General features: G+C 72.4%; 29 protein-coding genes. 11 read left to right on the top strand and 18 right to left on the bottom strand.

Annotated features, from left to right (window positions below; translation table 11 throughout):
* Window positions 1-5 precede the first annotated feature (5 nt).
* From OG207_RS40055 to OG207_RS40025, 7 genes are all read right to left on the bottom strand, one after another.
* Window positions 6-1301 carry an anhydro-N-acetylmuramic acid kinase gene (locus OG207_RS40055; RefSeq protein WP_329108224.1) on the bottom strand — a complete coding sequence of 432 codons (1296 nt, stop codon included), beginning with the start codon at window positions 1299-1301 and terminating at the stop codon, window positions 6-8.
* 5 nt (window positions 1302-1306) lie between these two features.
* A complete protein-coding gene (locus OG207_RS40050) occupies window positions 1307-2692 on the bottom strand; it encodes an MFS transporter (protein WP_329106053.1) in 1386 nt (461 codons plus the stop codon).
* Window positions 2693-2788: 96 nt separating this feature from the next.
* On the bottom strand, window positions 2789-3721 hold the full coding sequence (locus OG207_RS40045) for an ABC transporter permease (protein WP_329106051.1): 933 nt from the start codon (window positions 3719-3721) through the stop codon (window positions 2789-2791).
* Entirely contained in the window at window positions 3718-4605 is an 888-nt protein-coding gene (locus tag OG207_RS40040; protein ID WP_329106049.1) for an ABC transporter ATP-binding protein, read from the bottom strand. The genes OG207_RS40045 and OG207_RS40040 overlap by 4 nt, the downstream gene beginning before the upstream one ends.
* The gene (locus OG207_RS40035; RefSeq protein WP_329106047.1) at window positions 4602-4991 is read right to left on the bottom strand and encodes a GntR family transcriptional regulator; all 390 of its coding nucleotides are present in this window, start codon (window positions 4989-4991) and stop codon (window positions 4602-4604) included. The genes OG207_RS40040 and OG207_RS40035 overlap by 4 nt, the downstream gene beginning before the upstream one ends.
* A gap of 178 nt (window positions 4992-5169) precedes the next feature.
* Window positions 5170-5859 carry a cytochrome b/b6 domain-containing protein gene (locus OG207_RS40030; RefSeq protein WP_329106045.1) on the bottom strand — a complete coding sequence of 230 codons (690 nt, stop codon included), beginning with the start codon at window positions 5857-5859 and terminating at the stop codon, window positions 5170-5172.
* Window positions 5801-6466 carry a molybdopterin-dependent oxidoreductase gene (locus OG207_RS40025; protein ID WP_329108222.1) on the bottom strand — a complete coding sequence of 222 codons (666 nt, stop codon included), beginning with the start codon at window positions 6464-6466 and terminating at the stop codon, window positions 5801-5803. The genes OG207_RS40030 and OG207_RS40025 overlap by 59 nt, the downstream gene beginning before the upstream one ends.
* A gap of 325 nt (window positions 6467-6791) precedes the next feature.
* Here OG207_RS40025 and OG207_RS40020 point away from each other — a divergent pair, with 325 nt between their 5' ends.
* The 6 genes from OG207_RS40020 (at window position 6792) to OG207_RS39995 (ending at window position 11125) form a co-directional block, all read left to right on the top strand.
* Complete coding sequence (locus tag OG207_RS40020) at window positions 6792-8018, top strand: cytochrome P450 (RefSeq protein ID WP_329106044.1); 1227 nt, start codon at window positions 6792-6794, stop codon at window positions 8016-8018.
* Between the two features lie 256 nt (window positions 8019-8274).
* On the top strand, window positions 8275-8826 hold the full coding sequence (locus OG207_RS40015) for a rhodanese-like domain-containing protein (protein WP_329106041.1): 552 nt from the start codon (window positions 8275-8277) through the stop codon (window positions 8824-8826).
* 152 nt (window positions 8827-8978) lie between these two features.
* On the top strand, window positions 8979-9230 hold the full coding sequence (locus OG207_RS40010; protein ID WP_329106039.1) for an EF-hand domain-containing protein: 252 nt from the start codon (window positions 8979-8981) through the stop codon (window positions 9228-9230).
* A gap of 30 nt (window positions 9231-9260) precedes the next feature.
* Entirely contained in the window at window positions 9261-9416 is a 156-nt protein-coding gene (locus OG207_RS40005) for a hypothetical protein (RefSeq protein WP_329106037.1), read from the top strand.
* A 9-nt stretch (window positions 9417-9425) separates the two neighbouring features.
* The gene (locus OG207_RS40000) at window positions 9426-10196 is read left to right on the top strand and encodes an MBL fold metallo-hydrolase (RefSeq protein ID WP_329106035.1); all 771 of its coding nucleotides are present in this window, start codon (window positions 9426-9428) and stop codon (window positions 10194-10196) included.
* Window positions 10197-10477: 281 nt separating this feature from the next.
* Window positions 10478-11125, top strand: coding sequence for an immunity 49 family protein (locus OG207_RS39995; protein ID WP_329106033.1), 648 nt, complete (start codon window positions 10478-10480; stop codon window positions 11123-11125).
* Window positions 11126-11161: 36 nt separating this feature from the next.
* Here the strand turns inward: OG207_RS39995 and OG207_RS39990 are convergent, their stop codons facing one another.
* The 3 genes from OG207_RS39990 to OG207_RS39980 all read right to left on the bottom strand — a co-directional run bounded on the left by OG207_RS39990 (window position 11162) and on the right by OG207_RS39980 (window position 12181).
* The gene (locus tag OG207_RS39990; protein WP_329106031.1) at window positions 11162-11644 is read right to left on the bottom strand and encodes a GNAT family N-acetyltransferase; all 483 of its coding nucleotides are present in this window, start codon (window positions 11642-11644) and stop codon (window positions 11162-11164) included.
* Window positions 11641-11802 carry a hypothetical protein gene (locus tag OG207_RS39985; protein WP_329106030.1) on the bottom strand — a complete coding sequence of 54 codons (162 nt, stop codon included), beginning with the start codon at window positions 11800-11802 and terminating at the stop codon, window positions 11641-11643. Before OG207_RS39985 ends, OG207_RS39990 begins: the two co-directional genes overlap by 4 nt.
* Window positions 11803-11893: 91 nt before the next feature.
* Window positions 11894-12181 carry a hypothetical protein gene (locus OG207_RS39980; protein WP_329106028.1) on the bottom strand — a complete coding sequence of 96 codons (288 nt, stop codon included), beginning with the start codon at window positions 12179-12181 and terminating at the stop codon, window positions 11894-11896.
* 237 nt (window positions 12182-12418) lie between these two features.
* Here OG207_RS39980 and OG207_RS39975 point away from each other — a divergent pair, with 237 nt between their 5' ends.
* Both OG207_RS39975 and OG207_RS39970 read left to right on the top strand, forming a co-directional pair.
* Window positions 12419-13081: a deoxynucleoside kinase gene (locus OG207_RS39975; protein ID WP_329106026.1), complete on the top strand. Its 663-nt coding sequence runs from the start codon at window positions 12419-12421 to the stop codon at window positions 13079-13081.
* 296 nt (window positions 13082-13377) lie between these two features.
* Window positions 13378-14124 carry a class I SAM-dependent methyltransferase gene (locus OG207_RS39970; protein WP_329106024.1) on the top strand — a complete coding sequence of 249 codons (747 nt, stop codon included), beginning with the start codon at window positions 13378-13380 and terminating at the stop codon, window positions 14122-14124.
* On the opposite strand, the gene OG207_RS39965 is transcribed toward OG207_RS39970, so the two are convergent.
* A complete protein-coding gene (locus OG207_RS39965) occupies window positions 14071-14868 on the bottom strand; it encodes a helix-turn-helix domain-containing protein (RefSeq protein WP_329106022.1) in 798 nt (265 codons plus the stop codon). The genes OG207_RS39970 and OG207_RS39965 overlap by 54 nt on opposite strands.
* Before the next feature lie 137 nt (window positions 14869-15005).
* Between OG207_RS39965 and OG207_RS39960 the strand changes: the two genes are divergently transcribed.
* The gene (locus OG207_RS39960; protein ID WP_329106020.1) at window positions 15006-15371 is read left to right on the top strand and encodes a hypothetical protein; all 366 of its coding nucleotides are present in this window, start codon (window positions 15006-15008) and stop codon (window positions 15369-15371) included.
* A gap of 53 nt (window positions 15372-15424) precedes the next feature.
* On the opposite strand, the gene OG207_RS39955 is transcribed toward OG207_RS39960, so the two are convergent.
* On the bottom strand, window positions 15425-15682 hold the full coding sequence (locus OG207_RS39955) for a hypothetical protein (RefSeq protein WP_329106019.1): 258 nt from the start codon (window positions 15680-15682) through the stop codon (window positions 15425-15427).
* Between the two features lie 205 nt (window positions 15683-15887).
* On the opposite strand from OG207_RS39955, the gene OG207_RS39950 reads away from it, so the two are divergent.
* Entirely contained in the window at window positions 15888-17384 is a 1497-nt protein-coding gene (locus OG207_RS39950) for a hypothetical protein (protein ID WP_329106018.1), read from the top strand.
* A 50-nt stretch (window positions 17385-17434) separates the two neighbouring features.
* On the opposite strand, the gene OG207_RS39945 is transcribed toward OG207_RS39950, so the two are convergent.
* The 6 genes from OG207_RS39945 to OG207_RS39920 all read right to left on the bottom strand — a co-directional run bounded on the left by OG207_RS39945 (window position 17435) and on the right by OG207_RS39920 (window position 21748).
* Window positions 17435-18394 carry a nucleoside hydrolase gene (locus OG207_RS39945; RefSeq protein WP_329106016.1) on the bottom strand — a complete coding sequence of 320 codons (960 nt, stop codon included), beginning with the start codon at window positions 18392-18394 and terminating at the stop codon, window positions 17435-17437.
* Window position 18395: 1 nt separating this feature from the next.
* The gene (locus tag OG207_RS39940) at window positions 18396-19781 is read right to left on the bottom strand and encodes an MFS transporter (protein ID WP_329106014.1); all 1386 of its coding nucleotides are present in this window, start codon (window positions 19779-19781) and stop codon (window positions 18396-18398) included.
* Entirely contained in the window at window positions 19778-20452 is a 675-nt protein-coding gene (locus tag OG207_RS39935) for a helix-turn-helix domain-containing protein (protein WP_329106011.1), read from the bottom strand. The genes OG207_RS39940 and OG207_RS39935 overlap by 4 nt, the downstream gene beginning before the upstream one ends.
* A gap of 167 nt (window positions 20453-20619) precedes the next feature.
* Window positions 20620-20943, bottom strand: coding sequence for a hypothetical protein (locus tag OG207_RS39930; RefSeq protein ID WP_329106009.1), 324 nt, complete (start codon window positions 20941-20943; stop codon window positions 20620-20622).
* A gap of 225 nt (window positions 20944-21168) precedes the next feature.
* Window positions 21169-21453: a hypothetical protein gene (locus OG207_RS39925; RefSeq protein ID WP_329106006.1), complete on the bottom strand. Its 285-nt coding sequence runs from the start codon at window positions 21451-21453 to the stop codon at window positions 21169-21171.
* A gap of 4 nt (window positions 21454-21457) precedes the next feature.
* Complete coding sequence (locus tag OG207_RS39920; protein ID WP_329106004.1) at window positions 21458-21748, bottom strand: hypothetical protein; 291 nt, start codon at window positions 21746-21748, stop codon at window positions 21458-21460.
* A gap of 429 nt (window positions 21749-22177) precedes the next feature.
* On the opposite strand from OG207_RS39920, the gene OG207_RS39915 reads away from it, so the two are divergent.
* A complete protein-coding gene (locus OG207_RS39915) occupies window positions 22178-22783 on the top strand; it encodes a hypothetical protein (RefSeq protein ID WP_329106002.1) in 606 nt (201 codons plus the stop codon).
* Window positions 22784-22802: the final 19 nt, after the last annotated feature.

Raw genomic sequence — 22802 nt, 5'->3', positions numbered from 1 at the left:
CCATTCTAGGAACAATGCAGATTGGAAATAGAAAGGCGAGACCCACCGCCGTCGGTACCTCCGCCGACGGTCAGCCGGACCGGCGCCGTCGCCGGTGGTCGCGGCAGTCGCAGGCCCGTGGCGCCGGGCGTGATCGAGCCGAGGACGCTCGCGTGCCGGGCGCCCGTGCACGCGGGGACGGTGCCCGGCAGACCGTGCACGGTGAGCCAGCCCAGAACGGCGAAGGCGTACGCCTCCTTCGCCCCCGCGGGCAGGCCGAGTTCGTCCGAGGACCGCACCACGCACCGACCGACCCCGCCTGCCCCACCGACCCTGCCGGCCCCGCCGATCCCACCCAGCTCTTCCCGCAGCCAGTCCATCAGCACCGGGTTGCGCGTTCCCCCGCCCGACGCGATCACCTCGGTGGCGCCGAAGGGCCGGATCGCGTCGGCGACGGTCCGGGCCGTGAGCCGGGTCAGCGTGGCGACGACGTCCTCGACGGGCAGCGGCGCGCACGAGTCCAGCGCCGTGCGCAGATACGGCAGGTGGAAGTGTTCCTTGCCCGTCGTCTTCGGCGCGGGACGGGCGTAGTACGGGTCGTCCAGCAACCTGCGCAGCAGCGGCGGGTGGACCGCGCCCCGCGCCGCGAGCGCCCCGCCCGCGTCCATCGTGTACGCCCCGCCCGAGGCGTCCCGCCCGGCCAGGGCCCGCACTGCCGCGTCGATCAGCGCGTTGGCGGGTCCGGTGTCGAAGGCCAGCGGTTCTCCTCCGCTCCCGTCCGCCACGCCCGGTACGACCGTGACGTTCCCGATCCCGCCCAGGTTGAGTGCGACCGGCACCCCGGGGCGTCCCCGCAGCCACATCACGTCGACGATGCTGACCAGCGGCGCCCCCTGTCCCCCGGCCGCCACATCACGGGTGCGGAAGCCGGAGACGACGGGCCGGCCGGTCGCCTCGGCGATCCAGGCCGCCTCGCCGATCTGGAGCGTGCCGTGCACCCTGCCGTCCTCGGCCCAGTGGAAAACCGTCTGCCCGTGCGACGCCACCAGGTCGGCCCGTCCGCCGCACAGTTCCTCGTCCGCCCGCACCGCCGCCGCCGCGAAGGCCCGTCCGATGCGGGTGTCGAGCCGGCACACCGTGGCCAGGTCCGCCCCGGCGGGCGGCAGGGCCCCGGCCAGGTCCGCCCGCAGGGCGTCGTCGTAGGCCGTGCTGATCATCCCCAGGGGCGTGAACACCAGTGTGTCGTCGTGGAGGGAGAGGTCGGCGGCGGCCGCGTCGATCGCGTCGTACGACGTGCCGGACATCAGCCCGACCACGCGCAGGGTGCTCATCGCAGCGCCCAATGGTGGTCGTCGCCGCGCAGCGTCAGCAGCGCGGCGACGCTGACCGCGCAGGTCGCCGCGGCGTAGTAGCCGGGGACGTCGACGTTCCCGGTCCGCTCGATCACCTCGGTGATGATCAGTCCCGCACAGCCCGAGAACACAGCGTTGGACAGCGCGTACGCCAGTCCGAGCCCGGTGCAGCGCACCCTGGCCGGGAACATCTCGGCCAGCATCGCGGGCCCCGGACCCGCCATCAGGCCGACGCCGGCGCCCGCGGCGAACAGCGCCGCTCCCTTCGTGTGCGCCGACCCGGCGGGGTCCTGCACCAGGTGCAGCAGCGGGAGGGCGAACACGGCCACCAGCAGGGCACCCGCCACCATCACCGTCCGCCGCCCGATCCGGTCGCTCAGCCGGCCGGCGGGCAGGACCGACGCGGCGAACCCCAGGTTGGCCAGGACGGTGCCGAGCAGTGCCTGCTGGAAGGTGGTACCGAGTGTGCTCTGCAAGTAGGAGGGCATGACCACCAGGAAGGTGTATCCGGCGGCCGACCAGCCCATCATCCGCCCGATGCCCAGGACCACGGCCCGGACCGTCTCCCCTGGGCGCGGCACGGGGCGCGGCCGGGAGCGGGGCCCGGTCCGGTGTTCGGGTCGGCGTTCGGGTCGGTGTTCGGGTCCGAGGGCGTGGGGCTCGTCCGGGGGCGGTCCCACGGTGCGGGGCTCGTCCGGGGGCAGCCGCAACCGCAGCCGCAGTGCGACGAGCCCCAGCGGCACGGTCAGCAGGAACGGCACCCGCCAGCCCCACCCGTGCAGCTGCGACGCGGTCAGTGCGCTCGCCAGGACCACCGCCACGGCGGCGCCCGCGAGCAGGCCGAGCGCGACCGTGAACGACTGCCAGGCCCCGTACCGGCCCCGGCGGCCCGGTGGTGCGCATTCCGTCATGACCGAGACCGCCCCGCCGAACTCCCCGCCGGCCGAGAGCCCTTGCAGGATCCGCAGCAGCGTCAGGAGCCATGGCGCGGCCGCGCCGATCGAGGCGTACGTCGGCAACAGACCGATCATTGCCGTGGCTCCGGTCATCAGACAGACGACCACGACGAGCGCGGGCCGCCGGCCCACCCGGTCGCCGAACCGCCCGAACACTGCTGCCCCGACCGGCCGGAAGAAGAACGCCAGGGCGAACGACGCGTACGCCTTGACGAGCCCCTCCACCTCGCTGCCGCCCTCGGGAGTGAAGAACTGCGCCGCGATGACGCTGGCGAAGTAGCCGTAGATCCCGAACTCGTACCACTCGATGAAGTTGCCGACGGATCCCGCCACCAGCGCCCGGCGCGCGCCGTCCGGCCGGACCGCCGCAGGGGGCCGCACCGGACCGGGGACGGGTGTGGTCATGGATCAAGCGTGCTGACCGCGGGGCGGCTCCACAAGTGCCGTCCGCCATCTGCCGTACTCCCCACACCGCACACCGCCCACCGCCCCGTCCCGGACTCAGGCGCGCCGGGCGCCCACCAGCCGGAAGGCGGCGAACAGGGCGACGCCGGCCACGGCCAGGACCAGCGAGCTCTCGATGAGCTGCGTCGGCCAGTAGTGCGAGACCGGGTGGAACTCCGCGTACCAGCCGGTGACGTCCAGGTCCGCCGGGCAGGTGCTCAGGTGGTGGGTCCGCTCGAAGCACGCGTACTCGGGAAGGCGCTCCCCCGTGGAGGTGAGCAGCCCCGTGTCCATCATCAAGGAGTCGCCGGGGATCAGCTTCGCGAGGTTCCCCTGGAGCGGCATCGTGCCCGTCTCCACGGGGAGGATCGACCACCGCAGCGCGCCGACGCCCAGCAGCACCAGGCCGGTGAGCAATCCGGTGAGCGCCATGGCCACCAGCGTCCGCCGGACCAGCTGGCCCACGAGCACGCCGAGGGCCACGCCGAGCAGGCAGTAGGCGGCGAGTACCGGGCCGGTGGCTTCGTACGTTCCCCGGTCCGCCCAATGGAGTTGGTAGGTGCCGGCCATCCGCGCCCAGCCGATGCGGTAGACCCCGACGAGGGCGACCGCGCCGAGCACCGACGCGGCTGCCGCCACCACGACCTTCGAGCCGAGCCAGGCCTTCGGGGTGGTCGACTGGGTGAGGGCGAGCCGCCAGGTGCCGCTCTCCAACTCGCGGGCCGTCATGGGGCCGGCCACGAAGGCCCCCACCAGTGACGGCAGGAACAGCAGGCCCGTACCGGCGTACTGCACACAGAGCCGCAGCAGCAGGTAGCCGTCGTTCGTCCACGCCGCGCCCACCTGGTCCGAGGACGAATCCCCGGCCCAGGAACGCAGGGCGACCATGGCGGCGAGGCAGACGGCCACGACGACGGGCAACGCCCACAGCACGTGCCGGTGCTGGCGGACGGCGACCCAGTACGGGCCCCTCAGTGTCGTGCCGCTCATGCCCGCGCCCCCGAGGTGGTGAGGGAGTCCTGGCCGGTGAAGGACGGGGCATCGGGGGAACGCAGATGGGCGAGCAGGATTTCCTCCAGGGTCGGGTGCTCCGTCTGCCAGACCCCGTTGTCGACGGGCTCTTGCAGCCGCACGAGGGCGGTGAGCTGGCGGCCGGTCGTACGGGACTCGACGACGGTGTGGGCGGAGAGTCGAGCGGAGGCGGCGGCGGGGCCGGTGAGCAGTCGGTGGACCGCGACGACCTCGTCGATGGGGCCGCTCAGGCGGATCCGGCCGCGGTCGACGAGCAGGAGGTGGTCGCAGGCGCCCTCCAGCTCGGTCAGGATGTGCGAGGACATCACCAGGGAGGTGCCGTTGTCTGCGGCGTCGGCCATCAGGGTGCCCATGAGCTCGCGCCGGGCGAGCGGGTCGAGGTCGGCCATCGGCTCGTCGAGCAGCAGCAGGTCGGGGCGCTTGCCGAGGGCCAGGGCCAGCGCGACGCGGGTGCGCTGCCCGCCGGAGAGGCTGCGGACCTTGGTACGCGGGTCGAGTTCCCCGGCCTCGACGATCCGCTGCGCCGTCGCCGCGTCCCAGCGCCCCGGGTTGAGCTCGCGGCCCATCCGCAGGGTCTCGGCGACGGTGAACTGCGGATAGAGGGGCTTGTTCTGTCCGACGTACGCGAGCTTCTCGCGCGGCACGGTGCGCAGGGTGCCCTCCGTGGGGAGCGCGAGGCCGGCGGCGAGGCCCAAGAGGGTCGATTTCCCGGCGCCGTTGGGCCCGACGAGCGCGCACACGCGGCCTGCGGGGAGGCGGAAGGAGCAGTCGCGCAGCGCCCAACCTCCCCGGCGTCCGTGGCGCAGTCCGAGGCCTTCGGCCTCGATCACGGTTTCCGTCATGCTTCGCCGTCCCCCTTGAAGTGTCGTTCCAGTACGGATGTGAAGAGTGCGGCCACGTCGTCGCGCTCCAAACCGGCGTCCCGGGCCCGCCGGGCCCAGTCGGTGAGTTCGGCGTGCAACGGGGACTCGGCCGGGGCGCTGCCCAAGGACTTGCGGATGAAGGTGCCCATCCCCCGCTTCGCCTCGACGAGGCCTTCGCGTTCCAGTTCGCGATAGGCCTTGAGGACGGTGTTCGGGTTGATCGCGGTGGCTTCCACGACCTCTCGCGCCGTCGGCAGCTTGTCGCCCGGCTCCAGCAGGCCCAGACGCAGGGCCTGCTTGGTCTGCTGGACGATCTGCACGTACGTGGCGATGCCGCTGCGCCGGTCGATGCGGTATTCCAGCACGCCTTGCACCACCCTTTCACTAGGTAAGTAGTGAAAGGGTGGTGCAGGGATGGGGTCGGTGTCAACTCAACTTGGATCGGCGCTGGTTGCAGCGTGTTGCAACACCCGGCCGTCCTCGTTCCGCCGGAACGCCCGTCCGGCATCCGGCATCCGCCTCGACCTCGACCTCAGCCCCTTCTCACGGCCGTTCGGCGCGCTCGTTCCTCGGCTCGTCCTTCAGCCACAGCGGGTGCTCCCGCTCCGCCCAGGGGCGCTCGACGGACCCGGTGCGCATGCCCCTGCGTGCCTCCGGGTCGGCGAGCGCCATCCTGATGTGCCCGGCCAGTACCACCCCTACGGCCAGGGCCAGCCAGTCGTGCACGAAGGTGGCACTGGTGCGCCAGATCAGCGGTGTCAGATGGGTGAACCACATCAGCAGACCGGTCGCCAGCATCACCAGGACAGCACCTGCGGTCCACGACGCGTAGAGCTTCTGACCGGCGTTGAACTTCCCCGCGGGCCGGGACGCGCGCCGGCGGTCGCGTCCGCGCACCGCGCGCAGCCACCTCCTGTCGTGCGGTCCGAAGCGGTTCAACCTGCGCAGATCGGCCCGGAAGGCGGGAGAGGCGAGACCGATCAGGAACGGCACGGGCAGCAGGATGCCGGCCCATTCGTGGACCGTCACCACGAGAGCCCTGCGGCCGACCAGTTCGGCGAACTGCGGTACGTACAGAGCGGCGGCGGTCGCCACGCACAGCAGGGTCAGTGCGGCGGTCGTGCGGTGGACCCAGCGCTCGGCACGGGTGAACCGGACGACCCGTCGGGCCGGTTCAGACGGTGGGGGTGTCACTGCGCCCGTTGGACCCTCCGACCCAGGCGTCGACGTCATAGCCCCGCTCCTCCCAGTAACCGGGCCGCACCTCGGACGTGACGGTGATCCCGGACAGCCATTTCGCCGACTTGTAGAAGTACATCGGCGCGACGTAGAGCCGGACCGGGCCGCCGTGCGCGTGGCTGACCGGCTCGTCCTGCATCTGCAGACAGACCAGCACGTCGTCGCGCCGGGCCTGCGGGAGCGTGAGGCTCTCGCTGTACGCACCGTCGAAGCAGGTGAAGCGGACCGCCTTGGCCTCGGGACCGACTCCGGCGGCGTCCAGCAACAGGGACAGCCTGACGCCGGCGAAGGGGGTCTCGGGGACCCGCCAGCCGGTGACGCACTGCACGTCCCGCACCACCCGGTGCTGCGGCAGGGCGCGCAGGGCGTCGAGGGTGTACGTCGCGGGGCGCTCGACCAGACCGTCCACGGTGAGCCGGTAGTCCTGCTCGTTCTTCCGCGGTACGGAGGCGGCGACCGAGTAGTAGCGGAAGCCACCTCCGTTGGGGAGCAGCCCGGTGAGCCCGGTCGGGTCCTTGTCCGAGGCGGCCCCGAGGAAGGCCTCGATCCCGCGCTGTACGTACGGTGCGGCCACGAGGCCCCCGGCGCCGAGCCCGAGCATGCCGAGCACCAGACGGCGACCGACGGGGGTTCCCTCGAAGTCGGAGTGGTCTGTCGTCACCCTTCGATTCCAGCACCCCGGGGGTGGTGGAATCCAGGCGGACCGGCGGAACGTCAGACTTCCGTCACAGATCGTCCCGGTCGCGCATCGCCCGCCCCCGGCACCGGTCGGCCCGCACCGGTCGGCCCGCACCGCTCCCGGCCCGCACCGCTCCTGGCAGGCGCCCTACCGGGCCGGGCGGGTTTCGGGCAGGATGACCCGGCGCACCGGAGGACACCCGCGGCGGTGGCCACCGCCCGGTCCCGACCGTGATCCGGAGGTCCCAGTGGCTCGGCTCGACGACCAGGCGCGGCGTGACGAGCTGTACCGCGACCCCTATCCGCTCTACGACCGTGCGCGCCGGGCCGAGGGGCTGATGTACGTCCCCGAGTTCGACGCGTGGTTGGTGGCGCGCGACCAGGACGTACGGGAGGTGCTGCTGCGCACGGAGGACTTCTCCTCGGCCAACGCCCTGCTGCCGGACATGCCGCTCTCGGAGGCGGCGCTCGGCGTCCTGCCGCGGGGGTTCGGGCCCCGGCCCACCGTCGTGTCCAGTGACGACGCGGCCCACCGGCGGCACCGCGCCCCGCTGAACCGGGGGCTGTCCGCCGCCCGGGTGGCAGCGCTGCTGCCGTACGCCCGCACGTGCGCGGAGGAACTGGTCGACGGCTTCGCGGCGGACGGGTCCGCGGAGTTGGTGGAGGCGTACGCCAGCCGGTTGCCCGGGATGGTGGTCGGACGGCTGATCGGACTGGACCCCGCCGACGTGCCCGCGGCCGTGCACGGCGGCTACCGGGCCGAGGAGCTGCTGTTCCGCCCGCTGTCGCCGGAGGGGCAGGTGGCCGCGGCCGAGGACGTGGTCGCGCTCCAGCACCTGCTCGACGGGTACGTCCGCGAGCGGCGCGAGCGCCCCCGGGGCGACATGTGCTCGACCATGGTGGCCGCCCTGGCCCCCGGTGACGCCGAGCTCACCCTCGAACAGCGCCACGAGCTGGTGACGAGCCTGCAGAACCTGCTGATCGCCGGATTCCTCACGACGAGCGCCCTCATCGGCACGATGCTGCTGCACCTGCTCGGCGACCGGCGGCAGTGGCGGGCGCTCCGCGCCGATCCGTCCCTGGTCCCGGCGGCGGTGGAGGAGGCCGTCCGCCACGACACGGCCATCCAGGCCTTCCGGCGGACCACGACCCGGCCGGTGACGCTCGCCGGGACGAAGCTGCCCGCGGCGTCCACCGTGCTGGTGGCGTTCGGCTCGGCCAACCGCGACGAACGACGGTACGAGCGGGCCGGGGAGTTCGACATCACCCGGCCGGGGAACCGGCAGCACCTCGCCTTCGGGTACGGGACCCACGGCTGCCCGGGATCCCAACTGGCCCGCGATCAGCTCCGCCTGACCCTCGAGCTGTTCGTCCGTCGCATGCCGGAGCTGCGGCTGGACCGGGACCGCCCGCGGCCGCAGATGCGCCCCACGCTGATCCACCGCTCACCGCAGGCCCTGTACGTCACCTGGTAGCGCGGCGGCCGTCCACCCCGTCGAGCGGCGCCGCGCGCGGGTGGGGGATGAGGGCGGGCTCGGCCGCTCGTTGCGGGTTGTTGCCGGCGTGTGGCGGTTCCGTGGCGGGGTTCGCCGGCCCCTGGTCTGGTCGTCCCGGGGTACCTAGCATCCCCGACACGGCAACGGTGTCGCCCGCCGCACCGAGCCCCGTGACCGCGTACCGCGTACCGCGGAGCCCCTTCTCCCGCCCCCTCTGCCAAGGACCAGGTCCGCCATGAGCGTTCCCGCCCGCCTCGACGTCAGCCAGGCGCACCCACGGCTGTCCGAGCTGACCGTCGTCGACGTCCGGACTCCGGCCGAGTTCGCGTCCGGCCACCTGCCCGACGCCGTCAACGTCCCCCTCGACCGACTCACACGGAGCCTGCCCGAGCTGCGGAGTGCCGCCGAACACAGGCCCCTGCTCGTGGTGTGCGCCTCCGGTGCCCGTGCGGAGAACGCCGCCGGGCCCCTGGTCTCCCGTGGCATCCCCGCGTCGAGCCTCAGGGGCGGCACCCAGGCCTGGACCGCCGAGGGCCACGTCCTGCAGCATCCCGACGGGTCCCGGACGCGGGCCGTCTGGGCGATGGAACGCCAGGTCCGCTTCACCGCGGGCGTCGGCGTGCTACTCGGCCTGGCCCTCGGGCTGCTCCTCCACCCCGCCCTCGCGCTGCTGTCCGCGGCGATCGGGGGCGGCCTGGTCTTCTCCGCGCTCACCGACACCTGCGGCATGGCGGTCGTCCTCGGCAGGCTGCCCTTCAACCGCCGCGGGGCCGGGAGCCACCCATGAGCACGCCCCGCCGCGCCGCGCTGCGCCGCGCCGCGCCGAAACCGACACCGAGACCGAGACCGGCGGGGCAACCCGACAGGGGCTCACGACGTCCTCACCTACAGGACGCGCCGCCCGAGAGACGGTGCGTGTACCGCTGAGAGGACCACGTGATGAGTGAGAAGGCCCGGCGCCTGTTCGACGCCCTCGACCTCGACCAGGACGGGACCCTGACCCGCGCCGAGGTCATCGGCGCCCTGCGCTCCAAGGGGCCGACCCTCGCGGCGCAGGGAGCCATCCCCTTCTGGGGCGTCGGGGACACCCACGACTCCTCGGCACTGTTCGACGCGGCCGACCAGAACGGCGACCGCGTGCTGACGTTCGAGGAATTCGCGGCCGTGGTCAACCGACGCTTCGGCTGGTAACGGCGGAACGGCGGAGTCGCCGCCCTGCCGGTGCGCACCGAGCCGCTGCCGACCGTCGGCGTCGCCGAGGCAATCGGGTTCATCACCGTCGGCCTGACGGTCTGGCGCAATGCCGAGGCGGACACTGCCGAACCCAGGGTTGATGAGGGAGAAATCGCCAACACCTGTGGCTCAAGCGTTCCATAGACTCTCCGGATGACCAGCCGTCTTCTCCGTCTCACCGTCCTGGGATCCGCGACGCCCTATGCGAGCGTGGACAACCCTTGCTCTGGCTATTTGGTGTCCAGCGGAGACACTCGGGTGTGGATGGACGCGGGCAGCGGGACGCTGGCGCAGCTGCAGCGGCATGTCCGGCTCGATGAGGTGGATGCAATCTGGATCTCGCATCTGCATGCCGATCACAGCGCGGACCTGCTCACCGCCTACTACGCGGCGCTCTTTTCGGATATTCGGCTCGCCGCGCCCATCCCCCTGTACGGGCCGCCGGGCATCGCCAACCGGCTCGCCCACTTCCTCACCAACACCTCGACGCGTAGCCCGGTCGAGTCCGCCTTCTCCGTCCATGAACTGGATGACGGGCACCAGACGCGCGTCGGCGCGCTCACCATGACCAGCCGGGCAGTGGCGCACGGCGTCCCGGCCTTCGCCGTACGCATCGAGGCCGAGGGCCGATCGCTGGTCTACTCCGGGGACACAGCACCGTGCGCGAACCTCACGCGGCTGGCCGAGGGATGCAACGTGCTGCTCTGCGAGGCCGACAGCGCCCAGGCGCCGACCGTAGGCGAAAAGGTGCACCACACACCGGAAGACACCGGCGACACGGCCGGCGCGGCCCGGGCAGGCCGGTTGATCGTTACCCACGTCGGCCGGTTCCTTACCCCGCGACAGGCGGTCGCACGCGCCTCGGCCCGGTTCGACGGTCCCGTCGACTACGCCGCACCTGGTGCCGTCTTCTCGATTGGTTAGGCCGCAACTGCCTCGGGCCGTTCGACAAGGCGGCCGCGTGCGAAGAGGGCTCCGGAGCGGACGAGCCGGGCCCTGGAGGACATTGACGGGCGGACCTTCGGCCGCTGGCACGGACTGCGTTACAACAGCCTGTCCATCAAGGGAATTCAGGAGATGGGCGACGAGCTCCTGGACCACGTCGGCGCTTTCACCCTCCAGAATCCGCAGCTGGTGGGCGAGCCGGGCCGACTGGCACTGCGTACGGCGGCGGAGTGCGCGCTCGGCGCGCTGACGCTCGGAACGTGCCCCGGCGGGGACTACGAGGTCTCTTCCCCCTCATCGGCGAGGAGCTCAGCAGCGAGGACTTCGACTTCGGCGACGCGGTCGACCAGGCGCCCACGGCCCGGGTCTGGGTGGACGCCTTCACCCTGAACGTGATCACCGGACTCGTCTGGGAACGGGCCCGGGTGATCGGTCCCCTGCTGAAGACGGACTACGCGCCGATGTTCCACGCCGGACTGCCCCACTCGTCCCTGAGCTCGGTCTCCGACCCGGCCGAACTCGCGGAGATGGACGCGCTCTGCGCCTACCTCCACCTGGTGGAGACGCCCCGCTCACCCTGGGTCGCTTCCGGGGTGCCGCCCCTGCGCACACCCGACGCGGAGGAGCGCGCCGCGGCCGCCGCCCGGCTCGACGGGGCGGGCGCGCTGACCGCCGACCAGCGGCTGCTGCGCGTACTTCTCGACGACGACCAGCCCGCGTTCGAGCAGGCCCTGACCAGCCGTCTCCTCAAACACCGCGACAGCACCGGTCCGGATGCCGCGCCGAGGACGCTGCTACCGGTCACGGCCATCGCACTGGCCGCGCTCGCCGTACAGGCACACGGCTGGGCGCTGAACGTGCGCTCCGGCTACCTGCCGGCGGGCCTGCTGCGCGCCCCGGGCCGGTAGGGACGACCAGGCAGGGGCGCCGCAGCCGGTCGACGACTAGGCCGGGAGGACGGCCGCAACGGCGGCCGGGAGTACGGCGGGGCGGTCGAGGAACGCGAACACGGCCCGCTTCTCCGGGAGGTACACCTCGGGCAAGTCGATCTCCGGGAGGGTGATCTCGCCCTGCCGGACGAAGCCGAGCCGGTTCAGCAGAGCGACCGCCTTGGCGTTGGAGGCGTCGGGTTCGGCCACCGCGCGCAGGACGGCCGGGTCGCGGAAGGTGAACCGGATGAGCGATCCGATCAGGGTCCTGCTGAATCCGGGCCGGGGCCGGTCCGTCGCCGGGGCCAGCATCAGATGGACGCCGATGTCTCCCTCCCGCGCCTCGTAGCAGTAGCTGACCCGGTCCTCGGAGGGCTCGTACGTCTGGAAGAGCGCCACGGGCTCATCGTCCAGCCGGACCATGTACGCGTGGTGCGTGTCGCGGCGGTCCACGTCCTCGTAGATCTCCTGGACCAGTTCCCGGCTGGCGCCGTTCATGCCCAGAACTGCGCGCGCTCCTCGACGACCCAGGAGTGCAACACGGCGGAGTCCACAACGGGGTCGACCGGAGTGAAGCGGACCGTGCCGAAGCCCTCGACGGTCTCGGTCAGGACGTCCGCTCGCGGGGAGACGAGGGCCGTGGATTCGGGTCTCATACAGGTTCCGTTTCTGCTCGGTCGGCCAGGACCGGCAAGCGGGCAGCACTCGCACGACCTGGAGGTTAGGGTGCCCTAAATATAGATGCCCCTAGAAGAGCTCCGGAGGGGACCCCGCACTTCGCCCCTGGGCGGCCTCCCGCCAGTGCTCCCGTTCTCCGGCGACGCCCCGTCGGACCGGCTCGGCGTACCAGGTCCACGCCCCGGTGCCCGCGGCGCCTGTGGCACCCGCAGTCGATCCGGACTGGACCGCGATGGCGTACGGGCGGCCGGGCTCCAGCACCGCGTAGCGGTCCGGGTCCTCCGTGGCGTACCGGCCCGGGCCGCAGCGGGCGACGGAGGGTGCCGGCTCCCTGGCCAGCGAGAGGCTGATCATCATTTAGGATTCAAGGCGGCCGTTGGGCTGCGGCTCGTCGCTCTGCGCGGCGGCTGCGGAACGGCCGGGCCGACCGGTCGAGGAGACCAGCCCGCACGAGGGCCCTGGTCCGGCCGGCGACCACATGACGCTGATCATGAAGATCCCGGGGAATCGCGTGACCGCCGGCGTGCGTCTCAGTGGAGTGGGGCGCACGGCCCACCCGCCCACGAACAGAAGACCCCCAGGGAGAAGTGAGGTATGCCAGTGATCTGCGTCGGAGGCATGATCGGAATCGGCAAGACGAGTGTGGCCGAGCTGCTCGCCAAGGAGCTGGGCAGCGACGTCTTCTACGAGAGCGTGGAAGACAATCCGATCCTGCCGCTCTTCTACACGGCGAGCCCCGAAGAGATCCAGGCGAAGCGCTACCCCTTCCTGCTGCAGCTCTACTTCCTGCAGACGCGGTTCGCCTCGATCAAGGAGGCGTACAAGCAGGGGGACAACGTCCTCGACCGGTCCATCTACGAGGACTGGTACTTCGCCAAGGTCAATCACGACCTGGGCCGGATCAGCTCCCTCGAAATGCAGGTGTACGAGGGGCTGCTGAACGAGATGATGCGCGAGATCGACGGTCTGCCGTACCGCAAGGCACCCGATCTCATGGTCTACCTGAAGGCGGACTTCGAGACGGTGCTGCACCGCATCGGGCTGCGGGGCCGCGGCTTCGAACAGGACGAGAGCCTCGTCGAGTACTACCGGACGCTGTGGTCCGGCTACGACGACTGGGTGCACAAGCACTACTCGGCCAGCGAGGTCCTCGTCATCGACATGAACCACACGGATGTGGTGCACAACCCGGAGGACGCGGCCCGCGTGGTGCAGGAAGTCAAGGACACCCTGGCGGCGGTCGCACACCGGCGCTGAGCTCGAGGGCTCCGTTCGCGGTCCGCCGTCGAACGGAGCTCGTACTCGATCGAGGTCGCCCCGGTCCACCGCGCACCTCCCGGACCGCGGGCGGGCGGACGGGCAGGCGGGCGGGCGGACGGGCAGGCGGGCGGACGGACGGGCCGGGGGCGGACGGACCGGGGGGACGGACGGGGCGTACGGGCGTACGCGTCATCGTCCGACGGCAGCCTCCGCGCCGTAACGGCCCCGGGAGGCGTCCCGGGGCGAGCGGTTCGTACAAGACCGGTACCGCCGGGGCGCCGGACACTGCCGTCATGGCCCGGTCCAGCGAATCCCCCGGCCGTAGCCGTCAGCCCTCCGCACCTCCCGGACCCTCCGGGCCCCGGCCCCGCGACACCCCGCACGCCGCCCGAGCGTTCACACCCGCCGCGGGCCGCTTCGCCCCCACCAGCCTCTACGACCCCGTGGCCGCCCTGGTGCGCGAGCGGCTCTGGCGCGGCCTGCTGGCCATGCACGTGGCTCCGCGGCCGGAAGAGGTGATCGTCGACGTCGGCTGCGGCACCGGCTCCCAGGCCCTGCTCCTGCACCGCATCGAACCCGCCGCCCACATCATCGGCATCGACCCGGACCCCCGCATCCTGACCGTCGCCCGCCGCAAGGCCCGGGCCGCGGGCGCACTCGTCGACTGGCTCCAGGGCATGGGCGACGAACTGGTGGACCGACTCGGCGCGGACAGCGTGGACACCGCGGTCTCCAGCCTCGTCCTCCACCAGTGCCCGCTCCCGATGAAGCGGGCGATCCTGGACGCACTGCACACCGTGCTGCGGCCCGGCGGCCGGCTGGTCCTGGCCGACTACGGACTCCAGCGCACCCGTCTGATGCGCACCGCGTTCCGCGTCGTCCAACTCGCCGACGGCCGGGCCGACACCCAGCCCAACTCCGACGGCATCCTGCCCTCCCTCATCACCGGGGCCGGATTCGACCGGGTCCGCGAGGCCGAGGTCGTCTCAACCGTCACCGGGTCCATTTCGGTGTACGTCGCCCGGCGCGCCGGCGGCTGACGCCGGCAGCACCTGCATCACCCGCAGCACGGCCGCCGGAGTCATCCCGATCATCTCCCGCATCCGGCGGGTGAGGTGGGCCTGATCGGCGAAGCCTCCGGCGGCTGCGGCATCGGCCGGGCTGCACCCCTCTGCCAGAGCTTCCGCGCTCCGGCGCAGCTTCAGCCAGATGCGCCGCCGCGCCAGCGTCATGCCGAGCTGCTTTCGGGCCAGGGCCCGAAGCCGCTGCGGCGACAGACCCGCCCGGGCAGCGACCAGGTTCATCGGGACCGGCTCCTCCTGCCCCGCTCGCCCCTCCAGCAGGGCCGCCGCGGCGAACAACCGCGGATCCAGTCCGGTCGAGGGCAGCGCCGCCGCCCGACCGAGCTCGGCCTCGTCGAGCCGGCGCAGCTCGGGCACCGCCACGATCCCCGAACCGGAACCACATCGCCCGCGCAACCGGTCGGCCAGGGCCGAGTGCGGCTCGACGAAGACGGTGAGCAGATCCCGCGCCGACAGCATCCGGTGCGCGGTCATGGGCGGGACGAGCAACGCCGCTCCCCGCACGACCCTGCCGTCCGCCCCGACGAGGGCCGCCTCGTCCCGGGGGGCCAGGACGAGCTGGAAGGCGGCGTGCCGATGGACGGACCCTCCGGGCGACACCCCCCGGTACCACGCGTACCCCTCCCCCACCCCGAATCCCTGCCCCAACCCCCGCCCCAACTCCCGCCCCACACCCTGCACCCGACCGTCCCCCGTCGTCATGCGCCCAGGGTGCCAGAGCCTGTGCCAACGGCCGCCAAGTCCTTGCCGGGGCGGTCGAACTCGTTGACGATGCTTCCAAGCCACGGCCTTCCGGATCCCACCGAACCCGGCCGGGGCAGGGGAGAACAGGGGAAACAGTGACAACGAACAGCATTCCGAAGAAGCGTCCGATCGCCGCGGCGGCATTCATCCCGCTCTTCGTGGTCGCCGGGCTGCTACTGGGCCCGTCGGCGACCGTCTCAGCGGCCGCTCCGGCGGTCCGGCAGGCTCCTGCCGCCGCAGCGCTCCCGCAGAGCGGTCTCCTCGCCGGCTCCGGCGTGGCAACCGGCCTCCGGGCACCGATGTCGTCCCAGGTCCGGGCCACCACCGGGAGCAAGAAGGGAAAGAAGAGCAAGAAGAAGAGCGGGCTGTTCAAGAAACTCTTGATCGTCGTGGTCGTCGTCATCGTGCTGCTCGTCGTCCTGTACGTGGTCCGCCGGGCCCTGCGCCGCAGGTCCGCCTAGGAACGGCCCCTGCACGCGACGCGCGTCCGCGCGGGGGCGCTACCCGCCTCGCGTCAGTCGTCGACGGGGCCGGGCAGCCGGCGGAGTTCGAGCAGAGCCACCGCGATCTTCACTGCGGTGGAGATGGTCAGGGCCTGGAGGAACGGCATGCCCATCAACCACAGGGCCACCATCATGACCGTGAGCACCAGGAACGCCGGGATCAGATGGGTCCTCCTGATCGCAGTTCGCAGGTGTCCGGCTCGACTCCGTTGCTGGTCCACCGTATCGACCGGGCGCACGGCGACGCCCTCCTCTTCGGCATGCGGCATGGACTGCTGCCCTTCCTCGTCGTCGTCTCCGCAAGAGAGCCTCGGGGCCGCGCCGGCGGTCTGCCACTGCTGCCACCCGACCCGCCGCCATCCGACGTACGGGTTCACCTCACCGGCCCTGTGGGACCGTGACCGGTGAAGGGCCACCCGGCCGTGACCGACTGCAGGTCACCCAAGTTCCCACGGCAGCTGACATGATGATCGGATGTCCGACTCCACCCCTGCCCTTGAAGACCTGTGGCTGCGCGGGGTCGCGGCCAACACGGGAGCCCCGGCCGACGTCCTGCTGCGACTGCTGGACCCGGCCGGCGGGGAGGCCCGGCGGATCCTGTGCGAGAAGCGCTCCCTTCCCCAGGGGGTCATGGACGCGGTGATCGCGCACCCGGATGCCGGGGTACGCCGGTCCTTCGCCCGCAACCCCCACGTCCCGCCGGCCCAGCGGGCCCGTCTGGTCATGGACCCCCACTCCCTCGTCCGCGCGCAGGTCGCTTCAGGCCCCCTCCCGCGCCCGCGCCAGCCCCGGCCGCTGCCCGACGACGCGCTCGTGTTCCTGCTGACGGCCGAGGACGGCGGCGACTCCGGGCACCTCACGGCCAACGAGATCGCGGGGGAGCTCGTGTCCTCGTACCAGATGCCCCCTTCCTTCCGCTACAGGATGCTGGGGCACGAACACCCCGCACTGCGGGCCCTCGCGACGGACCTGTGGTCAGGGCTCACCAGCGAGCAGCAGGACGCCCTGCTGGCCGACCCCCACCCGGACGTCCGGGCGCGCGCCGAGCACCACGTGCGGACGGCTGACCCCACAGCCATGGAAGCGGAGCTTCCGGAAAGGGCCTGCCACCATCGGTGGTCGATCCTCAACAACTACGCGCTGTCGGACGCCGTCGTCGCGGCGTGCCTGCCCGATCCGGAGTGCCGGTGGTCCCTCGCCGGCAACCCGTACACGCCCCGCGACGCCCTCGTCCGGCTCGCCCGTGACGTGGACCCCGCGGTCCGCGTACGCGTCGCCGCCCGGGCCGACCTCGATCGGGCGCTGTGGGCGGAACTCGCCGAGGACCCCGACGCACGGGTGCGCACCCGTGCGCGGGTACAGCCGCTCCCTCGCACCCGGGCCCAGTGCGAGGCCGTCGACCACGAGATGGGCGAGGGCCCGCTCGAGTGTTGCTGTCCGATCCTGGAACCGTACGCGACTCCGGACCCGGACTGGTACCGGGCGTGCGCGATGTCCGAGGAGGTGGTGCTGCGCCTGGCAGCCGCCCGCTGCCCCGCGCTCCCCGCCGACCTGGTACGACGGCTGGCGCGTGACCCGGACGAGGAGGTGCGGCACCGGCTGGCCTCCTGGCACCCCCTGGCGCCGCCCGCGATCGTCCTCGCGGCTTTCGTCGCCCGCCCCGGCCAACGCCCCCACCTGCTGCTGCAGTCCCGGTTGCCGCGGACCGGTCTGGCCCACCTGCTCGGGCACGAGGACCCGGAGGTACGGGCGTTGGCTGCCGCCGACCCGACCGGACGGGCCCCCGTAGAGCTGCTCGGGGATCCAGACGAGCAGGTCCGCCGGGCGGCCGCGGCCAACCCGCTCTTCTCCCGGGACACCCTGGAGAGGCTGCTCCAGGACCCGGCGACGGCCGAAGGCGCAGCGGCGAACCCGGGGCTGCCGGGCGTACGGCTGCACGCCCTGCTGGATTCCGCCCGCCTGCCGCGCTGACCGCCACGAGGGTGGTCGGGGCCCGGTCGGGGCCGGGGAGGGGCCGGCCGTCAGGGAGGCGTCGGCCCGTGGGCACGCGCGCCGAGGACCTCGACGGCGGCCACCATCCGGTCCCAGAACGGCCCGGCCTCCAGGGTCACGGCCACGCGCGCGTTGTCCGGGCGGCCCGTGGAACGGTGCAGGTCCACCACGGTGGCACCGCGCGTGTAGCGGCCGTGCAACTCAACGTCGACGCGGGCGTCCACGCAGTGCACCAGCCCGGGATCGATGACCCGGGCCACTGCCACCGGGTCGTGCAGCGGTGGGCTGGCGAAGCCCCACAACTCTCGGTACGTGGAACCGAAGTAGGTCAGCAGGTCCGCGCAGGTCTGCCCGAGGGGCGTACCGAGGGCCACGAAGCGGGCCACCACTTCGGGGGTGGCCAGCGCCTGGTGCGTGACGTTGAGCCCGCACATGGTGACCGGCACCCCCGAGCGGAAGACGATGTCGGCGGCTTCCGGGTCGGTGAGGACGTTGAACTCGGCGACCGGGGTCCGGTTGCCCCGTTCCGTCGAACCGCCCATCAGGACGATCTCGCGGATGCGGGAGGCGTCCTCGGGGTACCGCAGCAACAGCAGGGCGATGTTGGTCAGCGGCGCCGTCGGGACGAGGGTGACGGGCTCGGGGTGCTCGGCCAGCAGTCGGTGGATGAGGTCCACGGCGTGCTCCGGGACCACGTCCACCGTGGGAGCCGGGAACATCGGCCCGTCCAGTCCGGTGACCCCGTGCACGTCAGCGGCCACGCCGAGCGGCTGGACGAGCGGCCGGTCGCAACCGGCCGCGACGGGGACGTCCGTGATCCCGGCGACCGTGCAGACCCGGCGGGCGTTGAGCGTGGTCTTGTCGAGGGTCTGGTTGCCCGCGACCGTGGTGACGGCCAGCAGGTCCACCGCCGGGTCCCCGGCGGCCAGCATGATCGCGAGGGCGTCGTCATGTCCGGGGTCACAGTCGATGATGATCGGGACGGGCACGTCACTCCTGGCGCTGCGGGGCGTGGAGTTCCAGTGTGCCGCCGGGCGGGCGCCCGGACCACACTCCGTCCGGGCGACGCGGGAACGAAGAAGGCTCCGGAGTGGGCGGTGTGGGAACGCTGCGGCGCAGCCACAGGAGGGATCCCGCTAGCAGTGCGGTGCCACCGAGTAGCCAGGGCGCCGGTCCCGGCCGGAGGGCCCCGATGACCAGGCCGGCGAGGGCTCCCACCAGTTGCAGGGCGAGGGACTGGACGGACAGCGCGGTGGCCCGGCCGGCACTGGTGACACGGCGGTGCAGGACGTCGTTCTGATTCGGTCCCGCCGCGCCGAGCCCGAGGTAGACCAGGCCGTAGCCGGTGGCCGAGAGCACCAGGGCGCCCGCTCCGGTGGCCTCCGCTGTGGCGCCGAGCAGGAGCAGCCCGCTCGCGCCGGCGCCCAGGCCCACCATGACCGCACGCTCACCACTGCCCGCCAATCGGGCGGTCAGCGGTGCGAGACGGCTGCCGAACGCGGAGCAGATGAATCCGGCGCAGGCCAGTGCGGCGAAGAGCACCGCCCCCGACTCCGAGGCGCCCGTGACCGTCGCAGCACGTCCCGGTACGAGCAGCTCGAGCGCGACCAGTGCGCTGCCGGCCGCACCGGCGCTGAGGAACACCCGGCGGACCAGCACGTCCCGACCGCCCAGACGCAGTCCGCCCACGACGGTGGCCGGGATGCCTCGGAGCACGCCCCGCAGGGCGGCCGGTGGTCGGGGCGGCTCGGACAGGGCGGTCAAGACGTACAGCACAAAGGCGATCTCGACCGCCGCGCCCAGCAACAGCGGCACGGAAAGGGGCACTACCAGCCCGGAGGAGGCTTCGCCCAGCCGGGCGCCGAGGTCGGGGCCGACTCCGAGCAGCCAGGGAAGGGCGCCGCCGAGCAGGGTTCCCACGGCGAGTGCGGCGGAGGTCGCGGAGGATCCGCCGGCCAGGCCGGGGCGCAGATCGGCATCGGGCCCGGAGTCCGCGTGGACGGTGTCGACGTACCAGGCTTCGGCCGGGCCGCTGGACAGGGCACGGCCGGCGCCCATCAGCACCATGCCCAGCGCGAGCAGCCAGGGAGCAGAGCCGAGTCCTACGAGGACCAGGGCGGTCAGGTTCAGCAGGCCGGCGGCCACCAGGACGACGCGGCGTCCGAGGACGTCGGCCAGCCCTCCGGTGGGCAGTTCCAGTGCTGCGGCCGTCAGCGAGTGCGCGGCGAACAGGCCCGCGATCGTCGCCGTGGTCATGCCGCGCTCGGTGAGCAGCAGGATCAGGGGGGCGAGGCTCAGGCCCAGTGGCAGCCAGAAGAGCGCGCAGACCGTGACGTAGCGGCGGCGTGCGGTGGGTATGTCCAACGACCCGGTCACGACGCGTCCTCGGTCTCGGTCTCTGTCGCCGTCGCCGTTGGCGTGGGCGTGGGCGTGGGGCCCGAGACGTGCGGATCGGTGGCGGGGTCGCGTGGCGCGAGGGCCAGCCCTGCCATGAGGAGCACGACCTGCGCCGCGCGGGCATCCCCTGCGTCGCGGGCGGCCAGTTCTTCGAGCTTGAGGTAGAACGCCTCCCGGAGTTCGGCGAGCGATCCGGCTGTCAGACGGGGCATCAGGTCGCTGATCCCGGAGGGCTCCACCCACTCCTGCGGCAGCCGTCCGTCGGCGATGTCGGCCTCGTGCCGGACGAGGGAAGCCTCCAGGTGCTCGATCTGGGCCCTGCGGGACAGGCTGAGCAAGGCACGGCTGCCCGGGGAGGATTCCATCGACTCGTTGCTCCAGGCGGTCGCGGAGTGCACCGCCCGCCAGCGTCGCTCCCGGCCGTCTCGGTGATCGGCCTCGGCGACGAACGCGTGCTTCGCCAGGACCCGCAGGTGATAGCTGGTGGAAGCGGACGACTCCCCGGCCTTGACCCCGAGTTCAGTCGCAGTGGCCGGGCCGTCCTGCCTCAACAACCCGAGCAGCCGGATGCGCAACGGGTGCGTGAGGGCCTTCAGGGCTGCGGCGTCCCGCTCGGGGTCGAGTACGCGTCTGTGCTCTTCGCTGACCATGTAGGGAGGTTAGAGCCCCTCAGAAGATCTCCAAAAGTATTTTTGCAGAAGTTTTTTGGGAATGACCGATCGGCCGCAGTCGTCGATGCCGGATCCGCCGCGGAGAACGGGAACGGCCGCCACCCCTGCTGGGAGGTGACGGCCCGCGCCCCGGGAACTGCCGGTGGCTACTTGCCGATGATGCTTCCGGTCCACTGACCGGCGGCCCGCTGCATCAGGGCCTCGTTGCTCAGGATCTGGGTCCCGGGGACGTCAGCCATGCCGATGTCACCGGCCGGCGCCGCACCGTTGTGGGAGCCGACGGTGTTGTCGTGGCCGGCGTTGAAGACGTCGTCACCGGCCACCTGGCTCAGGTCACCGAAGACGATCGAGTACGTGTTGCTGACCGGTGCGTAGACGGTGAAGGCGTCGTCGGCAGAGGCGGCGGACGCGCCCGCCAAGAGGATGCCACCGGCGGCGAGAGCGGTCAGGGCGGAGCGGATCGATCGCACGAGTACTGCCTTTCGTGGAGGGTGGTCGAGCAGTGCGAAGGTAGGCCGCCCCGCGCAGCGAGACCCCGTACCGGCTGCCGTACGGCCCGAGTCCATCCGTACGGCGCAGCCGCCGCCGGGGCCACGAGGGTCGCGGCGCACGGGATGTCCGGGCCCCGGAGGGGGTATGCTCCGGGGGCTCCACGGGCGGGTGTGGCGCATCGTCGGCCGGCGCTACGAGGTCGTTCAGTACAGCAGGATGCGGGTGACGATCACCTGCGGTGGGACGGCGTCCTTGGCGATCACGTACTCGATGATGCCGAGCGCCCCGTCTTCACCGAGCGGCAGGAGCCGGCACTCCGGCCAGTCTTCCGCCGCCGTGCTCGCGGCGACGAGTCCCCTGGTCTCGCCGATCTCCACCATCGCGGCCACGATCGGGCCCATCGCCCAGATCGGCAGCGTCGGGTCGGTCATGAAGGCGGTGACGTCCTCGGACAGCACGCACGGCAAGCCCTCCGGGCCGTCGTCCACGGCCTCATTCAACGGGCAGTCCCGCCGCCCGCCGCCGGTCGAGCATGTCCTGCACGGCGATCGTGGGAACCGTTCCCGCGAGTGCGGCTTCGACCCGGCGCTGCCGGCCCGGATCGGATTCGAGCATCGCGCGGCCCCACCAGCGCAGCAGTACGCCCTTCGCCTCTTCGGGCCGGGCGGCCAGGAGTTCGGCGTAGAACTCCTTCGCGGCCTCCTGTGTCAGCGCGTCGGCGATGCCCCTCGCATTGCGCGGAACCCGCTCCGGCTCGTGCCGGTGAATCGGCTGTGCGGTCATCGCCTGCCCCTTTCCTTCTCCTCAGAGTCTGCCCTGCCGGTGCCCTCGCGGTCGACCACGAGGGCGGCATCGGGGCCCTTCCGGTCACCGGCCCCTCTTCTTGAGGTACGGGCGCGGGACGCCGTACGGGGCCAACGCGTCGTTCCCCGGGTGCGGCCTCCGGGCAGGTGAACGTGTCCGCTGACGCCGCTGCGGTGCGCGTCCCGTCCGACGACGACGGCGACGGGGACGGCGACGGCGACGGCGACGGCGACGCGGACGCGGGAAGCCGTTTGCCGGTCCCGGTGCGCCGACCAGGCGTCGCGTGGTGGACGTCCGTCCACAGAGACCGGTGCGGAGGTCGAGTCCGGCGTACGGTCGATCGACCGGCCGAGCCCCACCGGGCGGGGCCGGTCCTCCTCGTCGTCTGACCCGAACGGGAGCCCGCCGATGCGCCTCTACGCACAGACTCCAGCACGTCGGAACCGTCAGATCCTCGCGGACCTGATCACCGTGGTCCTGGTGGCCGCCGCCGTGAGGTTCGCCCTGGCCGTGCACGGAGCCATCATGCTGCTGGCCGAGCCGGGGCGGAGGGTCGAAAGCTCGGGCGACAGCCTCGCCACCGAACTCGACAACGCCGGTGACGCGGCCTCGAACGTGCCGTTCGTCGGCGACCTCCTGAAGAAGCCCCTCCAGTCCGCGGCCGATGCCAGTACCGGGATCGCCGACGCCGGACAGTCGCTGCAGGACGCCGTCAGCCAGGTCGCCACCTTGACCACACTGGCCTTGATCGTGGTGCCGGTGGCCGTCGTCCTGCTGCTCTGGTTCCCCGCTCGCCTGCGCTGGATCCGGCGCAGCAGCACCATGCGGCGCCTCCTCGACGCACCCGGAGGCGCCGACCTGCTGGCTCTGCGCGCCCTCACCGGCCGGCTGGGCGACCTCGCGGCGCTCCCCGCGCCTCCGGGCGGTCTCGCTGACGCTTGGCGGCGCGGGGACCAGCAAGTCATCGCCGACCTCTCCGAGATCGCCCTCAGGCGGGCCGGCTTGCGACCCTGACGGGCGAAGGGGCCGAGCA

This window comes from Streptomyces sp. NBC_01439 (assembly GCF_036227605.1).
Classification (GTDB): domain Bacteria; phylum Actinomycetota; class Actinomycetes; order Streptomycetales; family Streptomycetaceae; genus Streptomyces.
Note: the sequence above shows the minus strand (reverse complement) of the source record. Positions and strands in the feature narration are given on the sequence as shown.